The 18,267-nt window shown below is 50.6% G+C and carries 14 protein-coding genes; 2 read left to right on the forward strand and 12 right to left on the reverse strand.

Annotation, left to right across the window (positions count from 1 at the left end):
- Positions 1 to 10: 10 nt before the first annotated feature.
- Positions 11 to 1,432 (reverse strand): siroheme synthase CysG, encoded by a 1,422-nt coding sequence (cysG, locus tag I4W93_RS15975; RefSeq protein ID WP_205311797.1) that lies wholly within the window; start codon positions 1,430 to 1,432, stop codon positions 11 to 13.
- A gap of 252 nt (positions 1,433 to 1,684) precedes the next feature.
- Here cysG and I4W93_RS15980 point away from each other — a divergent pair, with 252 nt between their 5' ends.
- On the forward strand, positions 1,685 to 2,710 hold the full coding sequence (locus tag I4W93_RS15980) for a hypothetical protein (RefSeq protein WP_205311798.1): 1,026 nt from the start codon (positions 1,685 to 1,687) through the stop codon (positions 2,708 to 2,710).
- Positions 2,711 to 2,802: 92 nt separating this feature from the next.
- On the opposite strand, the gene ahpF is transcribed toward I4W93_RS15980, so the two are convergent.
- The 7 genes from ahpF to I4W93_RS16015 all read right to left on the reverse strand — a co-directional run bounded on the left by ahpF (position 2,803) and on the right by I4W93_RS16015 (position 11,431).
- Positions 2,803 to 4,347: an alkyl hydroperoxide reductase subunit F gene (ahpF, locus tag I4W93_RS15985; RefSeq protein WP_205311799.1), complete on the reverse strand. Its 1,545-nt coding sequence runs from the start codon at positions 4,345 to 4,347 to the stop codon at positions 2,803 to 2,805.
- Positions 4,348 to 4,523: 176 nt separating this feature from the next.
- Positions 4,524 to 5,090 (reverse strand): alkyl hydroperoxide reductase subunit C, encoded by a 567-nt coding sequence (gene ahpC, locus I4W93_RS15990; RefSeq protein WP_205311800.1) that lies wholly within the window; start codon positions 5,088 to 5,090, stop codon positions 4,524 to 4,526.
- Positions 5,091 to 5,288: 198 nt separating this feature from the next.
- Positions 5,289 to 6,020 carry a substrate-binding periplasmic protein gene (locus tag I4W93_RS15995; RefSeq protein WP_205311801.1) on the reverse strand — a complete coding sequence of 244 codons (732 nt, stop codon included), beginning with the start codon at positions 6,018 to 6,020 and terminating at the stop codon, positions 5,289 to 5,291.
- Positions 6,021 to 6,127: 107 nt separating this feature from the next.
- A complete protein-coding gene (locus I4W93_RS16000) occupies positions 6,128 to 7,078 on the reverse strand; it encodes an alpha/beta fold hydrolase (RefSeq protein WP_205311802.1) in 951 nt (316 codons plus the stop codon).
- A gap of 60 nt (positions 7,079 to 7,138) precedes the next feature.
- A complete protein-coding gene (locus tag I4W93_RS16005; protein ID WP_205311803.1) occupies positions 7,139 to 7,915 on the reverse strand; it encodes a phosphoadenylyl-sulfate reductase in 777 nt (258 codons plus the stop codon).
- Positions 7,899 to 9,620 (reverse strand): assimilatory sulfite reductase (NADPH) hemoprotein subunit, encoded by a 1,722-nt coding sequence (cysI, locus tag I4W93_RS16010; RefSeq protein WP_205311804.1) that lies wholly within the window; start codon positions 9,618 to 9,620, stop codon positions 7,899 to 7,901. Before cysI ends, I4W93_RS16005 begins: the two co-directional genes overlap by 17 nt.
- On the reverse strand, positions 9,620 to 11,431 hold the full coding sequence (locus I4W93_RS16015) for an assimilatory sulfite reductase (NADPH) flavoprotein subunit (RefSeq protein ID WP_205311805.1): 1,812 nt from the start codon (positions 11,429 to 11,431) through the stop codon (positions 9,620 to 9,622). Before I4W93_RS16015 ends, cysI begins: the two co-directional genes overlap by 1 nt.
- 300 nt (positions 11,432 to 11,731) lie before the next feature.
- Here I4W93_RS16015 and I4W93_RS16020 point away from each other — a divergent pair, with 300 nt between their 5' ends.
- The gene (locus tag I4W93_RS16020) at positions 11,732 to 12,547 is read left to right on the forward strand and encodes a YggN family protein (protein ID WP_205311806.1); all 816 of its coding nucleotides are present in this window, start codon (positions 11,732 to 11,734) and stop codon (positions 12,545 to 12,547) included.
- Between the two features lie 100 nt (positions 12,548 to 12,647).
- Here the strand turns inward: I4W93_RS16020 and I4W93_RS16025 are convergent, their stop codons facing one another.
- From I4W93_RS16025 to I4W93_RS16040, 4 genes are read right to left on the reverse strand one after another with little or no spacing between them, the layout of a single operon-like run.
- Positions 12,648 to 13,622, reverse strand: coding sequence for an L-threonylcarbamoyladenylate synthase (locus I4W93_RS16025; protein WP_205311807.1), 975 nt, complete (start codon positions 13,620 to 13,622; stop codon positions 12,648 to 12,650).
- The gene (locus I4W93_RS16030; RefSeq protein ID WP_224673500.1) at positions 13,619 to 14,446 is read right to left on the reverse strand and encodes a DUF6671 family protein; all 828 of its coding nucleotides are present in this window, start codon (positions 14,444 to 14,446) and stop codon (positions 13,619 to 13,621) included. The genes I4W93_RS16025 and I4W93_RS16030 overlap by 4 nt, the downstream gene beginning before the upstream one ends.
- The gene (locus tag I4W93_RS16035) at positions 14,410 to 16,833 is read right to left on the reverse strand and encodes a DUF2309 domain-containing protein (RefSeq protein WP_205311808.1); all 2,424 of its coding nucleotides are present in this window, start codon (positions 16,831 to 16,833) and stop codon (positions 14,410 to 14,412) included. Before I4W93_RS16035 ends, I4W93_RS16030 begins: the two co-directional genes overlap by 37 nt.
- Entirely contained in the window at positions 16,830 to 18,263 is a 1,434-nt protein-coding gene (locus tag I4W93_RS16040) for an NADH-quinone oxidoreductase subunit L (protein WP_205311809.1), read from the reverse strand. Before I4W93_RS16040 ends, I4W93_RS16035 begins: the two co-directional genes overlap by 4 nt.
- Between the last annotated feature and the right edge of the window lie 4 nt (positions 18,264 to 18,267).

Genomic DNA, 18,267 nt, shown 5'->3' on the forward strand with positions numbered 1-18,267 from the left:
GATGTGATCCTCATTCCATCTGGGTAATGGCCTGGCTGAACACCGCAGGTTGCGGGCATTTACCAAACCAATGTAAATCCTGCTGCAAGCATACCACTTCACCTATCACCAGCAAAGCCGGCGAACCGAGCTTATGTTGCTCAATTTGCTGCGCCAGTTCATTGAGGTAGGTGGTGACGATACGCTGCTCGCGTCGGGTGCCATTTTCGATAATCGCTACCGGCGTGTCGCCACTGCGACCGGCGCCGATCAGCTGCTGTTGAATATGCGCCGCTTTCATCAGGCCCATATAAATCACCAGCGTTTGATTGGTTTTACTCATGCTGTGCCAGTCCGGCTCACTGCCGTCTGGCCGGCAATGGCCGGTAACGAACTGAACGCTTTGGGCATAATCGCGGTGGGTAAGCGGAATACCGGCATAAGCCGCGCAGCCGGCAGCCGCGGTAACACCCGGCACTACCTGAAAAGCGATATTGTGTGGCAGCAAGGCCTGGATTTCTTCGCCTCCACGACCAAAAATAAACGGATCGCCACCTTTTAAACGGCACACCTTTTTACCGGCCAGGGCTAAGTCGATCAGTATCTGGTTGGTGTCCTGCTGGGCGACTGAATGCGCGCCGGCTTTTTTGCCAACGCAAATGCGCTCGGCATCGCGGCGCACCAACTCCATGATCGGCGCTGAGACTAAGTAGTCATAAACTACCACATCAGCCTGCTGCATCAGTTGCAACGCTTTTAGCGTTAACAGCTCCGGATCGCCAGGACCCGCCCCCACCACATAGACTTCGCCAGCGTTATTCTGTGGCTGCTGCAATAGCTGCTGCAAACGCTGATCTGCTTGGGCAAGTTGATTCGCCTGCACGTCGCGCACTACGTCTGAGTCGAACACTTTTTCCCAAAACTGACGACGGGCGGCAAAGCCGGTGATTTTGGCTTTAACCTGGTCACGAAAGCGCCCAACCAATTCGGCTAACGGGCCCAGGTGTTGCGGCAGCAGCGCTTCAAGCTTTTCGCGCAAACGCCGCGCCAACACCGGCGCCGTACCAAAGCTAGAAATGGCAATTAAAATCGGGCTGCGGTCGATAATCGACGGGAAAATAAAGCCACATTTAGGTTGATCATCTACGGTGTTAACCAACATATTGCGCGCGGTGGCGGCGTCATATACCGTGGCATTAACATCATCATTATCTGTTGCGGCAATGACCAGTAACTTTCCGTCGAGCAAAGACGGTTCAAAGTAACCGTTAATCAACTCGGCTTTACCCTCCTGCTGCCATTGGACAAAATCTGCGGCGAATTCTGGCGCCACTACGGTCAATTTTGCACCGGCACTTAACAGGGTGCCGGCTTTGCGCAGTGCCACCGAACCACCGCCAACGATCAGCACCGGTTTGTCGGTTAATTTAACGAAAAGAGGTAAATACTGCACAAAAGCTCCTGCTGTGGGGTCGCTGGCGTTTAAGATTAGCGTATAGTCGCCAGAATAGCCGTCTGCATGGCTTTTACAAAATAGTTAATTACGCTCAGATATAACTAAAAGGAATTAGATTTCCATATTATATTTCTTTTTAAATTGACGCTCAGCGAGATAGACTTCCCCACCAAGAAAAAACATTTAAATTCACTTAAAATTAACTTATTTGTCACTATTTTTATAATTGTGAACATGTGGAGATATAGAATGAAAACTTATTCTTTACTGCTAAGCTTAGTTACATTTGAATGTTTGGCACAAAATGCCTATTTTTGTCACGAGTGTAACAACGTAACAACTGCACAAACTCAAGCATTGCAATATGCGCCGGAACTAAGATGTGACTCTGAACCAATATTATTGCCAGAGCTTGGCGAAGAGATAACAGCATGTTCGTCCGATATCAAAAGGGTGATTCTTGTAAACCCCACTGACAAAACAAAGGTTTATGCTTTCAATGTTGGACACAATCCGACGTCACCATATAGAACTTTTGTAGAGCCTGACACACTGGGTTCCGCTGAAAAAAGCCAGTTTTCAGAAATATCTCAGTTATATCAGCATGTTTCACAGGCTATCTCGCAATCTCAGCAGATTTCGGTCACATCTACACAAAGTCAAGGAATATCAATGGCATTTGCAAGTAGCTGTCCACAAGACACTGCTTTAGATGTTTTAACTGATCCCCAGAAAATGGAAAATTTAAAAATTCGGGCAAGGATCGCAATAGGCACAAGGTTGGGAGATGGCCAAAACATTGATTTGTCTAGAGTACGTTGGGATGGTCTTGGTATGCATTACGGAGGCGTTTCTGTACATTGGAGTATAACAACTAATCAACTAGTTTATGCAAAAAGCTTTGAAGTAAGCGAAGTCAGTAGTTCTGTGACAGATGTTCTGGTATTTAAACTTGAATACTTAGGGGTGGACAGTAGTAATAATTTGCCGCTGCTGAATTTCGAGCTTAATCATTCCTCGATTGCAGCGGGAATGACATTGTCTGGTCTGCAAGGGCAGTTTGGTGCCCTGACAATAACAGATGAGTGCATCCTAGAAAGACTAGAACAGTTAAATACACAAGGCGAGTTTCGTGATGGAATGGGCAACCCTGTAGACTTTAACAACTCTAACTCCGGTGGCACAGCTGCAGATGACTCCCCCGACCTTTGTATTTATGATTTTTACAACAGCCGCGGTGAACGCCAGTATACCTTTAGAGCTCCGTGTCCATAATTGAGCGTTTAAACGTTGCATAAAAAAACGGCAACCTAGGTTGCCGTCAAAGCTACAGAGAGAGTGAAGCTAAAGCTGTAAACGTAACAATGTTAGTTGCGGATCATATAATCAAAAGCACCCAACGCCGCATTAGCGCCTGAACCCATGGCTATAATAATTTGCTTGTAGGGTGCTGTAGTGGCATCACCGGCAGCAAATACGCCAGGTACTGAAGTTTGGCCACGTTCATCGACGATAATTTCACCGCGTGGCGATAATTCCACTGCGCCACGTAACCATTCGGTGTTTGGCACCAAACCGATCTGTACAAAGATACCGGCCAGTTCAATATGATGTTTATCACCGGTTTTACGGTCAGTATAGTTAATACCATTTACTCTGGTGCCGTCACCGGTCACTTCAGTCGACTGCGCTTCGGTGATAATAGTGATGTTGCCCATAGAGTTAGCTTTTTTTACCAGCACCGCATCTGCACGCAGCTCAGCGGCAAATTCCAGCACGGTAACATGTTCAACTATACCGGCTAAATCGATAGCCGCTTCGATGCCGGAGTTACCGCCGCCAATTACTGCCACCTTTTTGCCTTTAAACAGCGGGCCGTCGCAGTGTGGGCAGTACGCTACGCCTTTACCACGATATTCCTGCTCACCAGGTACGTTCATTTCGCGCCAGCGTGCGCCCGGGCTTAAAATCACCGTTTTACTTTTCAGCACGGCGCCGTTTTGCAGCTCCAGCTGCACCTTGCCGTCTTTACGCAGCGTTACTGCACGCTGATTATTCATAATATCTACATTATATTCGCGCACATGGGCTTCTAAGCTGTTCACCAGCTTTGGCCCTTCCGTGTACTGCACCGAAATAAAGTTTTCAATGCCCACAGTATCGGCTACCTGGCCACCAAAACGCTCGGCAACAATACCGGTGTTTAAGCCTTTGCGTGCAGCGTAAATTGATGCTGCAGCACCGGCTGGGCCACCACCTACTACCAGCACGTCAAAATCAGCTTTGTTTTTCAGTGCTTCGGCCTGGCGTTTCTCTGCGTTTACATCCAGTTTCTGGATGATTTTTTCCAGTGTAATGGCACCCTGAGAGAACAGTTCGCCATTTAAATACACAGAAGGTACTGCCATGATATTTTTATCGGCTACTTCCTGCTGAAACATGGCGCCGTCGATCATTACGTTGGTAATGCCAGGGTTAATCGCTGACATTATATTCAGTGCCTGTACCACTTCAGGACAGGTCTGGCAGCTTAATGACACATAGGTCTCAAAGGCGAAGCTGCCCTGTAACTGGCGGATTTGTTCGATAGTATCGGCAGACACTTTAATTGGGTGGCCGCCACTATGCAGCAGTGCCAGCACTAAAGAGGTAAATTCATGGCCCAGCGGCACACCGGCAAAGGTGATATGGGTGTCGTTGGCCACCGAGCGCACCAGCATTGCTGGCTTGCGGCTCAGGGCATTGTCATCGCGGCGCAATGACACTAAATCAGATAATTCGGCAATGTCGCTTGCCAGGGCGTTTACTTCAGCAGCTTTGGCGCTATCGTCTAAAGATACCACCAGTTCAACCTGCGTTTTCAGGTTCTGCAGATAGGTTTTTAATTGTTGCTTCAGGTTAGTATCTAACATGGTAACTCCATTGTGCGTAATTCAGATAGTGCGAAAAAAACTCAGCCGCTAAGGTCGGGCTGGGGTAAACCAGCCCGTGCAAACAAGATAGTTGGCAGTGGGGAAGCTGGAAACAGCTTCTTAGAGGAGCTGTTTGCCGCTTCCGGCACTGCAGTTGCCTGCAGTTTGCATCAGAGTTAGATTTTACCAACCAGGTCCAGTGACGGTGCCAGAGTGGCTTCGCCCGGAGTCCATTTCGCCGGACATACTTCGCCGTCGTGGTTAGCTACATACTGTGCAGCCTGTACTTTGCGGAACAGTTCTGCAGCAGAGCGGCCGATACCTAAGTCGTGAATTTCAGCAACTTTGATTTCGCCTTCCGGGTTAATAACGAAAGTGCCACGCAGCGCTAAACCTTCTTCTTCAATCATTACACCGAAGTTACGCGTGATAGCGCCTGTAGGGTCGCCAATCATTGGGTAGTTGATTTTTTTGATGGTTTCAGACGCATCGTGCCATGCTTTGTGCGTGAAGTGTGTGTCAGTAGATACTGAGTATACTTCTACACCGATTTCCTGGAACTTAGCATAGAAATCAGCCAGGTCGCCCAGTTCAGTTGGACATACAAACGTGAAGTCGGCTGGATAAAATACTACTACAGACCACTTGCCGGCTAAATCCTGATCAGAAACAGGAACAAATTTACCCTGATGAAAAGCAGTTGCTTTAAACGGCTTGATTTTAGTGTTGATAATAGAAGACATAGTCTTGCTCCTTGGGGTTAGTTAAAGGTTCATGTTTCAACGGCAGTCATGTTATCGCGCCGCCACTTTTTATCAAAACGAATAAAACAAATTACATTAATCGATTTTACTGATTAAAAAGTGCTGTAGATACTAATCTTGCCTTAATTGCAGAACAGAAGTGGGGGCGCTAGCGGCATTTCTCAACCAGTTTATTGCTCAGGGTTGATGTGGCGTGAGGTACTTTTGACTTAGCTGCAGATACTCGCCGCTGGCATATATTTCATCCAACGCCACTTGCAACTTTTGCACCACGCCATCCGGCACTGCAGGGTTTAGTGCCAGGTAATTTGCCCCAACCACCGACAAGTCAATTAATGGCTCTACCACATCAATGGTTTGGTCATAGCGCGCCAGCCAAATTGGCAAAATAAGTTCAGAGCCTATCAATAAATCGACTTTGCCTTGTAAAAACAAGCCCACCGCATCGGCTTTAGCGGCCAAAGCTAAAAGATTTACGCCGTGTTCAAAACCCTGGCTTTGTAAGTACAGCTCGTACACATCACCGCGAGCGACCGCAATAACATAACGTTTGGCGTCTTGCAGGTTGGTAGGGTTAACCTCGGGCCGGGTTTTCAGGCGATACATATTAGCTTTGGAATGCGCCAGCGGCCCAACCCATTTAAACATTGGCTCACGCAGGGCATTACGTGAGGTCGAATACAGCGCGCCATGCGGATCTTTGATTGCGGTTTCATAAGCACGAAGCCAGGGGTACAGCTGAAAATGGCATTGTAGCTGCGCTTTTACACAGCTACGCCGCACTAGCTCGGTATTCAACCCGGCAATAGTGTCCGCTTCAACATAGCTGTAAGGCGGAAAATGTTCAGTGTACAGATGCAACTGCTCAGCAAACACAGGTGCAGAAATAGCCAGCAATAAACTGCTCATTACAACGCAGCTGTATAGCGTGTTCATACCGCCATTTCGCCTCAAATTTTAATTATTAGCAAATACTATGGCAGAGGCTGAACAAAAGTGACACTGCTTTATTCTGCTTAGTATTCAGCCGAAGGCGAATAACCAAGGTGGTGCAGCCAGCTGACTATTGCCAGACGCATCTCTGGCCATAAGTAAGTCAGCTCTGGATGATAGCGGTCTGCGACCCTTATTACTTGCTGCGTATCAGAAGCGTGAACTGCTAGCGCGGAGAACGGTGCTACCTTATCGGTATTGGAGGCGAGGATCAGTAAGTTAGCCTGCGCTGGCATGTTTTGCAAAAAATCCAGCTCGGCATCTGTCCTTTCCGCTGCGTGCTGAATACTAAGTAACGCCTCTCTAATACGGTGTGCAGAGATAAATGTGTACCACCAGGCCTGATTACGGATGGTCTGAAATACTTCGCCGCCGGCTGCAACAAAGTTTTGCATTGGTGCAACTAAAATGCCGCCTTGCCAGTGCGGCAGTTGTTGACTTAGCGGTCCCATTGCGGCTGCCCCCATGGAGAAACCAAAACCAAACACAGCGTGCCCGGCAAATTGCTGCCTCACCAGATCAATACTGACTTGCGCATGATTTAAACCGAAATCGAAGTGGTTTGTTTCAGTAGGGCCAGGCAGAATAATCGGCCACAGCCCCTGCTCACGAAAATACAGCGCGGTAAATTGCATATCCGCTTTATGCATGCCGTATCCCGGCAGAATTAGGATGACAGGGGCATTATTTTTCAATGGTTTAAACCGGAACTGATGTGTATCCACTTGCCGTTGTTGGTTCACAGTAAACTCGAACGACCAGTCAAACTCTTCCAGTGCCGCGCCTTTCAGGACAGGCTGGCTGAGGTCAAGATAGTCTATGCAGCCTTTGTCTGAACAAAATTGCTTGTGCTCAGCAAATTCAAACTGACCGCCTGCTGTCAGGTCAAGCCCCCGGTAATGTTCCAGTTTGTGTTGCAAAATGCTACTGCAGCCAGTCAACAATACAAAAGAAACTAAAAAAACAAGCCGCATAATACCTCCTGCAAACGGCAGTATTTATACGGCAGTGTTTACAAAATGACAACAGTGATTTTAAATACCATCTCCATCCATATGCAGGCCGCATTCACGGCCAAAGCCGTTAAAGCGGGTGTCTTCTTCGCTCATGCCCAGTTCCAGCTTGCGGGTAGAATGAGTATCACCGACTGAGACGTAACCTTGCTCCCACAGTGGGTGGTAGCTTAGGCCATGTTCTTTTAAGTAATAGAATACGTCTTTATTGCTCCAGTCGATAATTGGCTGAATTTTTACCACGCCACGACTTATTTCTACTATGCCCTTGTCGGCGCGGCTGCTACTTTGGCTGCGGCGCAGGCCGGTGAACCAGCTGCCGACCTTGAGGTCTGCCAGTGCACGCTGCATCGGCTCTACCTTGTTTAATTGGTTGTACTGTTTAATACCCTCGGCACTTTGCCACAGCTGGCCGAAACGGGCTTCCTGCCACGCCGGGCTCTGAGCTGCCCGGTACACTTTCAGGTTAAGCTGTAGCTGCGCTGTCAGCTGATCGATAAACTGATAAGTTTCCGGGAACAAATAGCCGGTGTCGGTTAACACTACCGGGATATCTGGCTGTAGTTGCGTTACCAGGTGCAACATCACCGCCGCCTGAATGCCAAAGCTGGAGCTTAACATTGGACTTTGCGGCAGGTTGTCCAGCGCCCAACGCACGCGTTGCGCTGCGCTTAGCGGCGCCAGCAAATGGTTAGCCTCAGCCAACCAAGCTTGCTGGGTGGCGTCATCCTGCTGCAATATAGTGCGAAACTTGCTGCTATCAGGCACCGTAAAGGCTTTCTCAGCTGTGGAAGTCATCTTTTGGCACCACTACCGGCGCAACCACGCCAGTCCTTATCACAAAATCACCAAAGCCTTCGCTATTACTGCTGCGTTCAGACGCCCAGCGGCCAATTAAACCATCTAAGGTGGCCAGAATGTCTGTCTCGCCCACGTTATCCAGCAGCAGGCGCGGTATACGTGTCCCTTCGCGATTGCCGCCTAAATACAAATTGTATTTACCTGGTCCGCGGCCCACTAGCCCCACTTCGGCTAACAAGGCACGGCCACAGCCGTTCGGGCAGCCGGTTACGCGCAGCACAATATGCTCATCCGCCAGTTTATGCTTGGCCAACAGGGCTTCAGTTTTTGTTACCAGCTCAGGTAAATAGCGCTCGGCTTCAGCCATCGCCAGCGGGCACGTTGGGAATGAAACACAGGCCATTGAATTTTTGCGCTGTTCACTATGGCTGTCGTCAATTAAGCCATGCGCGCGGGCTATGGCTTCAATCTCGGCTTTTTGCGATGCAGGTACACCGGCAATGATCAGGTTTTGGTTTGCCGTCATACGCAAGTCGCCCTGATGTATTGCGGCAATTTTTGCCAGGCCGGTTTTCAACGGTTTAGCGGGGAAATCCAGAATACGGCCGTTCTCGATAAACAGCGTTAAGTGGTGGTTACCGTCGATACCCTCAACCCAACCAATACGATCGCCGCGCGTAGTAAAACTGTAGGGTTTTACCGGAGCAAACACCACGCCGGTGCGCGCTTCAACTTCGGCGCGGAAGGCGTCGATACCAATGCGATCGATGGTGTATTTGGTTTTGGCATTTTTACGGTTTGCACGGTTGCCGTAGTCGCGCTGTACGGTAACCACATGCTCTGCTACCGCTAAAGTGTGCTCTAGCGCAATAAAACCCAAATCATCGGCCATGCGCGGGTAAGTCGCGGTGTCACCCCAGGTCATCGCCAGACCCGCACCTACCAACACGTTAAAGCCAATTAACTGGCCATGTTCGGCTACGGCAACAAAGCTTAAATCGTTAGCATGCACATCAATGTCGTTATGCGGCGGTATCACAACCGCCGTTTTAAACTTACGCGGCAGGTAGTTGTCACCTAAGATCGGTTCAACTTCGGTGGTTTCAATTTTTTCTTCATCCAGCCACAACTCGGCGTAAGCCCGGGTTTTCGGCAATAAATGCTCGCTGATTTTTGCCGCCCATTGGTACGCTTGCTGGTGTAGCTCAGATTCAACCGGGTTTGAAGTACACAATACGTTGCGGTTAACGTCACCGGCAGTGGCAATAGAGTCAATGCCAATACCGTGTAGAAACTGATGCATGGGTTTAATATGCGGCTTTAATACACCATGAAACTGAAAAGTTTGCCGTGTGGTTAAGCGGATACTACCGTACATGGTTTTTTCTTCAGCAAATTTATCAATCGCCAGCCATTGCTGCGGCGTAATAATGCCACCCGGCATCCTGGCACGTAGCATAACATTGTGCAGCGGCTCCAGTTTTTGCGCGGTGCGTTCAGCACGGATATCGCGGTCATCTTGCTGATACATGCCGTGAAAGCGGATCAGCATAAAATTATCACCGTTAAAACCACCGGTAATATCGTCTTTTAGATCCTCAGCAATAGTGCCGCGTAAATGCTGGCTTTCAGCTTTCAAACGCTCGTTATCAGACAGCGCGCCGCTGGCGACTAATTCTGGCTTAATTGGATACTGGCTCATTAATACACGTCCTTCTGATAACGTTTGGCGACACGTAATTCGTCTAAGTAAGTTTGCGCCTGTTCAGCGCTTTTGCCGCCGTATTGCTGCACTATGTCGATAAGCGCTTGCTGTACATCTTTGGCCATACGGTTAGCGTCACCACAAATATACAGGTGGGCACCGTCTTCAAGCCATTGCCATACGTCTCGGCCATGCGCTCGCAGCTTATCCTGCACGTACAGTTTGTCTGCCTGGTCACGGCTAAACGCCACACTTAGCTTAGTCAGCACACCACGCTTTAAGTAATTTTGCAGCTCCAGCTGGTACAAAAAGTCTTGGGTAAAGTGCGGGTTACCAAAAAACAACCAATTTTTGCCTGCTGCACCGCGTGCATCACGCTCCTGCAAAAACGCACGAAACGGCGCTATGCCAGTGCCGGGGCCAATCATAATCACCGGCGTATCATCGCCTGGCGGCAGCCGGAAGTTATTATTGTGCTCAACAAACACTTTTACCTTATCGCCCTCAGCTAAACGCTCGGCTAAAAAGCCTGAGGCACCGCCTAAATGCGGCTGGCCATAGGCATCGTAGCTCACCACGCCTACCGTTAAATGCACTTCGTCTTCTACCTCGGCCTGCGATGAGGCTATGGAATACAACCGCGGTTGCTGCTTGCGCAAGGCATCTACCAACTGCTGCGCACTGAGTAAGCCCGGATAATCACGTACGATATCAATTATCTGCCGCTCGCCAATGTAAGCACGCAACGCGGCTTTATCGCCTGCCAACGCAGTTAACGTGGCGTTGTTGGTCGCTGCGGCGTATTTCTCGACAAAAGCCGGATACGATTGCGTTAACTCCAATTGCTCGATTAGGGCCTGCTCTACCGTTAGGGTGTCGCCGGCAAGCTGCACCGGTGTATCACGCGCTACCGCCGTTAATAATAACAATTCACGCACCAGCGCCGGGTCGTTTAAAAAGTATATGCCCAGCGCATCACCAGGTTGATAGCTTAAGCCGCTATCAGCTAATGAAATTTCAATATGCCGCACGTCTTTCGTTGAGTCACGGCCGGTTATTTTTTGCTTGGTGTACAGCTCGGCAGCAAAGGGTTTTTGCTTGCTGTACTGGCTTACCGCCCCCACCGTAGCATCACTACCGGGCCAAGCAATAACCTGCGCCGAAGGACCGGCAGCAGTTAATTCCGGCTCCAGCTTGGTAACAAGCTCATTACTCCAGTTATCGGCCTGGCTTTGATAATCTACATCTAAATCGATGCGAGGCAGCACTGACGTTGCACCTAACTCGGCTAAGCGCTGATCAAAATCTTGTGCGGTTTTGCAGAAAAACTCATAGCTGGTGTCACCTAAACCTAATACCGCATATTTCAAACCCGGTAGCTTTGGCGCCTTTTTGCTAAACAAAAAGTTATGCAGCCCAATGGCGTTTTCCGGCGGCTCGCCTTCACCATAGGTAGAGGTAACAATAACCAGATATTGCTCATTCTTCAGCTGGCTGGTTTTGTATTCGGCCATATCAACAACTTTAGCCACAATGCCCTTCGCCTGCGCTTGTTTGGCTAGTGCCTCGGCAACATGCCGCGCATTGCCGGTTTGCGAGCCAAATAAAATGGTCAGGCTGGCACTGGCAGCGGCCTGCGCCGGCACTGGCTGCCCAGAGAGTTGCCCGGCAAGCTGCGCGCTGGCTGCCAGATAACCGCTAACCCAGGCTTGCTGAATAGGGTTTAACTGGCTAACTAAGCCTTGCAACTGGTTTACCTGCTGCTCGGATAACGGACTGGCCTGCGCCACTAACGAAGATAAAAGCATAAAACACCCTGCCACACCATAATTGAGCTCATTTTAGCCATCTATATGTATGCCAGTAAAAGAATGGATCTCTCTTCTTTATTCCAATAAGTAATTAAAAAAACGGCGCTCTGCCATGACAGGCTGCTACCGAAGCTTAATAAAATGACTAAAAATTGGTCTAATTTACTAACACCCAACGTCTTCGCCATAGCGGAAATAATATTTATCTATGTATAACAGCAAGTTAAATGTTGGCATCGAGCTTGTAATAGTTTTAGCGTAATTAACAGTGGCTACCGGCCAGAAGGATAACCAAAAATGAAAACTTTACTTATCGCCAGCGGTTTTATGTTAACCAGTATCAGCACTGCCGTAATGGCGCACGATGAACACAGCTGTAACGTTAATTTTGATAAAGACTTAAGCATTAGCAGCCAGCAAGTCAGTATGAAAGATGCGGGTTCAGAGTTATGGCGCATCAGCGACAACGGTGATTTGTGGCTGGAGGGTAAAACCGTAAAAATCGACAGCAGCACCCGCGCCATGTTGCGTGATTATCAAGCTGGTATTCGTACGCAAACATTAGAAACGGTAGCTCTGGTAGAGGATGCCTTGGTACTTGCAGCTGACGCGGTTAATTCCGTGCTGACAGAGCTGACCGGTGAATCGTTAGAGCAACACCCGGCGCTGCAAACTGCGCTGGATAAAATTCGCAGCACCACTGCGGGTGTAGTTGAACGTAGCGGTGACACAATTAATGTCTATGGTAGTCGGTTTGAAAACATTGATGAAGCTTTTGGCCCTGAATTTGAACAGGCGATTGAAGAAGCAGTGACCAGTTCAATGGGCAGCATTTTCACCATCATCGGCAAGGCGATGAGCAGTGGCGAAGGCAATTTTGAGCAGCGCATGGAAGCGTTCGGAGAGCGCATGGAGCGTTTTGGCGAAGATTTGGAGGCACGCATGAATATACAGTCTAGCGCTTTGGAGCAACGTGGCGAGGCGATGTGCGCGAATTTACAGCAATTAGATGTACTGGAAAGCCAGATCCAACAAGCAATACCACAAATGCAAAAATACGATTTAATTGATGTAAATAGTAGCGGCAAAACAGCGTTTTATTTATACAACTAATGCCCAAGGCATATCAATTAACCCGTTTCAGTATTCTCCCAACCACAACTTTGGCGCGCTGCTCTCATCCTGACAGCGCGTCTTTTTTTTGCCTTATTTATCAACTTCGGTTGCAGCTTGCACGGCTCAGCCTGTCATTTACCGCGCGCCATTCGTCCGTATCCGGCGGTAACTCGCACCAGATAGCAGTTACCGGCAATTTATCGGCGGCAAACAAGGTTTGATAAAGCGATCGGGCAAACGCAGTGGCCAGCGATGGCATCTTTAATTTAGTGACCACAGCACTGCCGACGGTTTCGCTGTAGTGCAATAACGCTATCGGCTGCTGCTGTTGTGGCAAATGCAATAACAACTCTGCGCGGCTAAAGCATAACAACGGTTTATCTGGCTGATAATGCGCACTAACATTGCCTGGCACTGCCACATTATGCTGCCGTGGCTGTGCCACCGGCCGCCCAAGCACAGCTTCTATTTGTGCCGCGCTGATAGGCCCGGCGCGCACTATGGTGGGAATGATTTGGGTAAGATCGATAATGGTCGACTCAACACCAAACTGGCATTCACCACCATCTAGCACTGCGCTGATTTTGCCTTGCATGCCAGCCATAACATGCTCTGCGGACGTTGGGCTGAGCTTTTTAAACAAATTGGCCGACGGGGCTGCAACAGCAAGCTGCTGCTGTTGCAGCACAGCAAGTAATACCGGGTGCGATGGCATGCGCAAACCTACCGTATTCAACCTGCCGGTTACAACCGGGCTGACATGCGGCGCTTTGTGCAATAACAACGTTAGCGGCCCCGGCCAAAATGCCTCTGCCAGCGCATAGGCGGCAGTACTTACTTTACACGCCCAATCGTTAATCGCTTTTTTATCATGCACATGCACAATTAACGGATGGTTTTCCGGACGCCCTTTAGCTGTAAAAATTGCTCTGACAGCATCAAGGTTGGTGGCATCCGCCGCCAGGCCATAAACCGTTTCGGTTGGCACCGCCACCAGCTTACCTTGTTTTAACCAGTCGCCACACATTGCCAAATCAACGGCATTATCTGCCTGTAACAATACAGTTTTCATGGGTTACACTCCTGGCAATATTGTGGGTTAGCGTAGCGCTGTGTAACACGCTGCACCGCACTGAACTGGCAATGCTGGCAGCATGCGTGTTTTTCTAAGGTTAAACCGGTAGCACTATCGCAGGCTTCACATGGTAAGCCCGGCACGGCCTTGTCCGGCCAGAACCCTGGGGTATGACAACGAGGGCAAAGACTCATCAGCCGTTGCAGCAGATCGTCTGCGGCTTTAACAATGTGGCCTTGCCGCTCGGGGCTTAAATGCGCGCGTAAGTCATAACTAAGGCTGACGTCACCTTTAGCCAGCAAAGGTAGCGCCTGTTGCATGGCCTCTGCACTGCTAAGGCCCTTAACCACAATGCTGCCTTGTTGCAGTAACAAAAACTGCCCCGCGGCCACCTTTTCCAGTGCCTGTTGTAATTGCTCTGGCGCGCTGATGTGCCACTGCTGCGCCAGCGATGGCCCGTAAAAGCGGCCGGTAACTGCCCAGCCTGCCGCCACATTAACGCAGCACAGCAGTTCAAGGTTAAAGGTGCCCAAACCGTAAGGCCCGGGCGAAAAACTGCCTTCACTACCAATGCCAATGTCGGCCCCAGACAGATCTGCTGCTATCGCGGCCTTTCGCAAAGCGCACTCATAAGGCGTCATAATCCTGGGGCGCTCACCGGAAAAGCTGCCCAAAGCATCAGTATCAAAACTACGTATCTCTGTAAGCTGCCAGTCAAGACAATTTAACGCCGGCGCAATTAGCCGGGCTTTGTCGTGCTGAGTCAGTATTGCCGCCTGCAACGTCATAAGGTGACCGGCTGCCAGCTGTGGTGGTACCATTGCTGCACTTGGCCATCTTCGGCAAGCTGATACAGATACAGCCACTGATTATTCACCAGCGCAGCGACATCGGCTGAACGATTAATTACGCCGGTAATGGCATCACGCGGTGCGGCAATAACCACGCTTAAGCGCACGGGTTGATGCATTAACTTTTTACCATCATGCACCGACTGCCAGGCTAAGCCGGTACGTAAGTCGCCGCCGTTGCCTTCAAACACGCCGATATGGCCCGCCACCACGTTGTGCAGCAGTTTATTGCCGCTACCGTATTTATCCGGCGCCACTACGGAGGCGTAGTACTGCAGGTTAATCCAGTTAGTTACCAGCATCGGCGCGGTCATAATAGTGTGCAACAAGCTGAAATTCTTATCCTTGGCGGCATCGTAATCGTGCAAAAACGCCCGGCCTTTTAAATCCAGCTGTTTGGTGAGCTGGCGTGGCGCCACAATAAAAGCGGCATTATTGGCCAGGCCCCATTCCGGCCGCAGTTGTGCCCAGTCGGTACTGCGCAACTTAAAAAAGCGCGCTAATGTGCTATCGGTTTGGGCGGTCTGACCAAATTGTGCTGCCCGTTGTTGGCGGGCTTGAATGCCAGCTGCAGTTAACCAGCTGAGCCAATCGGCTTGCGCCGGCGCTTGATAAACCTGTAGTTCATCTGTTGTGGTGTGATGCATGCCAGCATAAAACCGCGTATCCGCCGCTATATTGATGCCATGATGTGCACTTAGTTGCTGCCTGACTGCGTCATCGTTGAGCATTTGCACCAGCACCTTTACATTTACCTCGCCGGTTTGGCCGCCACAGGCGCCGCAATCCAGTGCCGCGGCATGCGGGTTATTGCAGCTGTTGCTACCATGACCAAACAGCAGTACCACCGTCGCCAAATTCGTGGTTAAGCCCATCGCGGTTAGTATCGCTGCTGCTAACGCGGCTTGTTCGGCGTTCGTCAGCGCTTGCTTATCGTTAAACAGCTGCCAGCGGCTATCATCCAGCAGTTTATTCAGCGCATGCGGCGCCGCCGGGCGAAAAAAGGCCCGCTTAATCAGGCTGAGCAGTTTTGTCGGGCCGGCCGCCTCTACCATACCTAAACTGGACGACGCCAAATCAAAGCTTTGCTTCCAGCCAAGATTGGGCTGGCGCGATAACGGCGCGCTGTCAGGCCTGATTTGCGTCACAGTTAGTGCCGGCGCCAGTAATCCGGGGAGCTGCGGCCGCTGCACTGCACTGTCGGCAGCTTTGTAGGCGATGGGTAAACCAAAGAAGCCGGCAAAACCCAGTGTTTGAATATTACTGTGTTGCTGCTCCAACGCACGGCGCATCGGCTCTGAACGCACATCAATACAAAAAGCAGCCTGCATAACAGGGCGAGCTGGCAACGCTGTGATCACTTCTCGCTGCTTTTGCTGCAGTTGTCTAAGCAGTGGCTGCTGCACGCTTAGCTCAAGAGCACGTTGCCATGCCTGACGCACGCTCAGTGAAGCCTGAGCGTGCACTAGCATTGCGTGGTATTGTCTGGCCTGCAGTTGCAATGTTTCCAGCAGCGCAGTGTGTTGCGCATTTTGCTGCTGACTGTGTTGCCAAAGTACCCAATCCCAACCCAGCAGCATGTATAACAGCTGACACACCGCATCATTACCGCTGTTGCCCTGCAACTCTTGCTGCCAATCCAGCCAGGCCTGCCAGCCGGCCCAGCCTGACAGGCTTTGTAACAAGGCTTCAAAATAGGCCAGCCGGCTTTGCTCATCGGCGCACCAGCTATCGAGCCAGGGTTGCATTTGCGCCAGCAGTTGGCCGGGCTCATCCGGCAACGCAACAAACAACGGTGTTAGTTTAGTGCCGGTCAGCACCTGCAGCCCTTTGTCCTGCCGCACCACACTCAGCCAGCTGTGGTAAGCATGGTCTTTACTGTCGGCATCAACACTGAAGCGCTCCGGATACTGATGATACAGCGCCAGAAACTGACTCAGCTGCTGCACAATAAGCTGCTGCCACGGTAGCTTATGCTGCCGTTGCGTGTCGGCTGCAAGGTGATCGGTTAAACGCTGCCAGTTGCCAGCTTCAACCGGCTGAGACAAGGCCGCAACGGCATCATCAACGCTAATTGCCAGCTGCGCTTCATCTAGTGCCCGGCGTAAATGCTGCGGCGTGATCTGGTGTTGGTATTGTGCCAGATACCAGGCCGCACTCATCAGGCAGTCGGTGCCAGCCAGTAATTGCTGCTCTGCGCATACGGCAGCAAAAGATTGCTGCCGCTTTGGCCACCATGGATTAACGGCAATCAACTGATCCAAAGGCCACTGTGGGGCGATTTGGCAGGCCGCCTGGTTAATCAGTGCCATCATGCTGTTATCTGACATTGGTATGCTGCGGGTTACTGCGCTCATTTTAACTCCTGCAATGCGGCCATTTTATGCTCTTCAGCTGCCTGTCTGGCGCTATAAGGCCAGATTTTTAACGTGATGCGTGTCGCCCATTCATCCAGGTAACCACCGGCATTCAGCCAGATAAATACCTTGTTCATGGTTTTGTGATGGCTCTGATAGCGCAACAGCAGCGCCAGGATAAATAAGCCAGCAAAGGCAATACTGCTTAGCAGATCTGCGGCCAGTGAGATGCTATGCGGCGTCGGCATAACCGGCTGTAACAGGGTTTTCAGGCTGAAATACAGCGCCAGTAAGCCAATAGCGTACGCCAGCGCCAGCAGCAAGCGCTGCATACGCCGGTTATCGGCGTTCATTAACGCAGGGGCCAGCAGTACTGTTATCGCCAGTACCAGCAATACCGCACTGCTTAAACTGGCAAGCGGTAACAGCAGCTGTGTCAGCCCCAGCAAGCCGGCCGCCAGTAACAGCGACAACAGCCAGTGCCAGGCACGCGGCTGGGTTTGCCCGGCCAATTGCGCCGCCAGGTAATGATTCACCGCATTACCGCTGTGTAAAAAGGCGTAAGCCTTGTAACAGGAGTGCGCCAGCAGGTGCAATAGTGCCAGGGTGTAAAGGCCAAGAGCAATTTCCACCAGCATCAAGCCCATTTGCGCCACCGTAGACCAGGCTAACCGAACCTTTATGCTGATGCGGGTACTCATTATCAACGCGGCTAGCACCGTGCTCACCAGTGCGGTAATCAGTAGCAGGCTACTGGCAATAGCGCTGTAACCCAGCAATGGCGCAAACAACAGCAACAAAATGCCACCTAAGTTAATAATGCCGGCGTGCAATAAGGCTGATACCGGGGTAGGCGCTTCCACCACCTGGATCAGCCAGCCATGCAGCGGTAACTGGGCACATTTGAGCAGGGCCACCAGCACCAGCAATACTGCAGCACTGTGCAGCATGGGGTTGGCCGCGTCTGCTGAACTCAGCAACTGGTTTATCTGGCTAATACTGGCGGTATCAAATTGCAGATACAGCAGCGCAAAAGCCAGCGCCAACAAGGTTTCACCCAAACGGGCGCTAAGGGCTTTTTTATGCGCCGCCAATTGTGCCCTTGGCCGCTCAGGGTAAAACAGCAGCAATTGCTGCAGCGCCAGGCTAATGCCAACCCAACCCAGCCAAAACAACAGCAAATGGTTACTCAGCAGCGTAAACACCACCGCCGCCAGAGTGGCGGCCAGGGCGCGCATAAAACGCGGTTTATCGGTTTCGCCGGCTAACGCTGTTGCGCTATAGCGCCAGATCACCACCGCTAATAACGCCACCAGCGCCAGCAATACCAGCTTAAAAGAGTTAATGGTGAATAACATTTGCATAGTGCACCCAGAGCCAGAATAAACTGGCGCTATTGTGCGCAGCGCAATAGTATAAGTAAAATACATAATA

The organism is Rheinheimera maricola (assembly GCF_016918075.2).
Classification (GTDB): Bacteria; Pseudomonadota; Gammaproteobacteria; order Enterobacterales; family Alteromonadaceae; genus Alishewanella; species Alishewanella maricola_A.